Source organism: Pseudomonas sp. SbOxS1, from assembly GCF_013416725.1.
Classification (GTDB): domain Bacteria; phylum Pseudomonadota; class Gammaproteobacteria; order Pseudomonadales; family Pseudomonadaceae; genus Aquipseudomonas.
The window spans coordinates 1-3,367 of sequence record NZ_JAAVXC010000022.1 but is presented as its reverse complement, the minus strand read 5'-3'; the positions used below and the strand labels follow the sequence as shown (position 1 = coordinate 3,367).

Annotated in this window: 2 tRNA genes and 1 rRNA gene; all 3 read right to left on the bottom strand. The window is 50.8% G+C overall.

Annotated elements, in window-relative coordinates:
• Positions 1-19: 19 nt before the first annotated feature.
• A 23S ribosomal RNA gene (locus HFK74_RS18865) occupies positions 20-2,911 on the bottom strand.
• 239 nt (positions 2,912-3,150) lie between these two features.
• A tRNA-Ala gene (locus HFK74_RS18860) sits at positions 3,151-3,226 on the bottom strand.
• 10 nt (positions 3,227-3,236) lie between these two features.
• A tRNA-Ile gene (locus tag HFK74_RS18855) sits at positions 3,237-3,313 on the bottom strand.
• Between the last annotated feature and the right edge of the window lie 54 nt (positions 3,314-3,367).

Genomic DNA, 3,367 nt, shown 5'->3' with positions numbered 1-3,367 from the left:
CAAATTGCTTGGGTGTTATATGGTCAAGCCTCACGGGCAATTAGTATTGGTTAGCTCAACGCCTCACAGCGCTTACACACCCAACCTATCAACGTCGTAGTCTTCGACGGCCCTTCAGGGGACTCAAGGTCCCAGTGAGATCTCATCTTGAGGCTAGTTTCCCGCTTAGATGCTTTCAGCGGTTATCTATTCCGAACATAGCTACCCGGCAATGCCACTGGCGTGACAACCGGAACACCAGAGGTTCGTCCACTCCGGTCCTCTCGTACTAGGAGCAGCCCCTCTCAAATCTCAAACGTCCACGGCAGATAGGGACCGAACTGTCTCACGACGTTCTAAACCCAGCTCGCGTACCACTTTAAATGGCGAACAGCCATACCCTTGGGACCGGCTTCAGCCCCAGGATGTGATGAGCCGACATCGAGGTGCCAAACACCGCCGTCGATATGAACTCTTGGGCGGTATCAGCCTGTTATCCCCGGAGTACCTTTTATCCGTTGAGCGATGGCCCTTCCATACAGAACCACCGGATCACTAAGACCTACTTTCGTACCTGCTCGACGTGTCTGTCTCGCAGTCAAGCGCGCTTTTGCCTTTATACTCTACGACCGATTTCCGACCGGTCTGAGCGCACCTTCGTACTCCTCCGTTACTCTTTAGGAGGAGACCGCCCCAGTCAAACTACCCACCATACACTGTCCTCGATCCGGATAACGGACCTGAGTTAGAACCTCAAAGTTGCCAGGGTGGTATTTCAAGGATGGCTCCACGCGAACTGGCGTCCACGCTTCAAAGCCTCCCACCTATCCTACACAAGCAAATTCAAAGTCCAGTGCAAAGCTATAGTAAAGGTTCACGGGGTCTTTCCGTCTAGCCGCGGATACACTGCATCTTCACAGCGATTTCAATTTCACTGAGTCTCGGGTGGAGACAGCGCCGCCATCGTTACGCCATTCGTGCAGGTCGGAACTTACCCGACAAGGAATTTCGCTACCTTAGGACCGTTATAGTTACGGCCGCCGTTTACCGGGGCTTCGATCAAGAGCTTCGCGTTAGCTAACCCCATCAATTAACCTTCCGGCACCGGGCAGGCGTCACACCCTATACGTCCACTTTCGTGTTTGCAGAGTGCTGTGTTTTTAATAAACAGTCGCAGCGGCCTGGTATCTTCGACCGGCGTGGGCTTACGGAGCAAGTCCTTCACCCTCACCGGCGCACCTTCTCCCGAAGTTACGGTGCCATTTTGCCTAGTTCCTTCACCCGAGTTCTCTCAAGCGCCTTGGTATTCTCTACCCAACCACCTGTGTCGGTTTGGGGTACGGTTCCTGGTTACCTGAAGCTTAGAAGCTTTTCTTGGAAGCATGGCATCAACCACTTCGTGTTCTAAAAGAACACTCGTCATCAGCTCTCGGCCTTAGAATCCCGGATTTACCTAAGATTCCAGCCTACCACCTTAAACTTGGACAACCAACGCCAAGCTGGCCTAGCCTTCTCCGTCCCTCCATCGCAATAACCAGAAGTACAGGAATATTAACCTGTTTTCCATCGACTACGCTTTTCAGCCTCGCCTTAGGGACCGACTAACCCTGCGTCGATTAACGTTGCGCAGGAAACCTTGGTCTTTCGGCGTGGGTGTTTTTCACACCCATTGTCGTTACTCATGTCAGCATTCGCACTTCTGATACCTCCAGCAAGCTTCTCAACTCACCTTCACAGGCTTACAGAACGCTCCTCTACCGCATCACCTAAGTGATACCCGTAGCTTCGGTGTATGGTTTGAGCCCCGTTACATCTTCCGCGCAGGCCGACTCGACTAGTGAGCTATTACGCTTTCTTTAAAGGGTGGCTGCTTCTAAGCCAACCTCCTAGCTGTCTAAGCCTTCCCACATCGTTTCCCACTTAACCATAACTTTGGGACCTTAGCTGACGGTCTGGGTTGTTTCCCTTTTCACGACGGACGTTAGCACCCGCCGTGTGTCTCCCATGCTCGGCACTTGTAGGTATTCGGAGTTTGCATCGGTTTGGTAAGTCGGGATGACCCCCTAGCCGAAACAGTGCTCTACCCCCTACAGTGATACATGAGGCGCTACCTAAATAGCTTTCGAGGAGAACCAGCTATCTCCGAGCTTGATTAGCCTTTCACTCCGATCCACAGGTCATCCGCTAACTTTTCAACGGTAGTCGGTTCGGTCCTCCAGTCAGTGTTACCTAACCTTCAACCTGCCCATGGATAGATCGCCCGGTTTCGGGTCTATTCCCAGCGACTAGACGCCCTATTAAGACTCGCTTTCGCTACGCCTCCCCTATTCGGTTAAGCTCGCCACTGAAAATAAGTCGCTGACCCATTATACAAAAGGTACGCAGTCACAGAACAAAGTCTGCTCCCACTGCTTGTACGCATACGGTTTCAGGATCTATTTCACTCCCCTCTCCGGGGTTCTTTTCGCCTTTCCCTCACGGTACTAGTTCACTATCGGTCAGTCAGTAGTATTTAGCCTTGGAGGATGGTCCCCCCATATTCAGACAAAGTTTCTCGTGCTCCGTCCTACTCGATTTCATGACTAAGAGATTTTCGCGTACAGGGCTATCACCCACTATGGCCGCACTTTCCAGAGCGTTCCGCTAATCTCAAAGCCACTTAAGGGCTAGTCCCCGTTCGCTCGCCACTACTAAGGGAATCTCGGTTGATTTCTTTTCCTCAGGGTACTTAGATGTTTCAGTTCCCCTGGTTCGCCTCTTGCACCTATGTATTCAGTACAAGATAACCATCTTATGATGGCTGGGTTCCCCCATTCAGACATCTCCGGATCAAAGTCTGTTTGCCGACTCCCCGAAGCTTTTCGCAGGCTACCACGTCTTTCATCGCCTCTGACTGCCAAGGCATCCACCGTATGCGCTTCTTCACTTGACCATATAACCCCAAGCAATCTGGTTATACTATGAAGACGACATTCGCCGAAAATTCGAATTTCTCAATTAAGAGAACTCACAAATTTTACCTTAGCCTGATCCGTTACCAGTGAAAGTAACGTTCAGTCTATCTTTCTATCACATACCCAAATTTTTAAAGAACGAACTAATCAAAAGACTAGAAATCAATATTCACAACGGAATATTCATTTCTAAACTTTCAAACTTCGAAGCAGGTTATGGTGGAGCCAAGCGGGATCGAACCGCTGACCTCCTGCGTGCAAGGCAGGCGCTCTCCCAGCTGAGCTATGGCCCCATAACAAAATTGGTGGGTCTGGGCAGATTCGAACTGCCGACCTCACCCTTATCAGGGGTGCGCTCTAACCAACTGAGCTACAGACCCAATTTCGAGCTGCTTCTATCGTCTTCTTCAATGAATCAAGCAATTCGTGTGGGA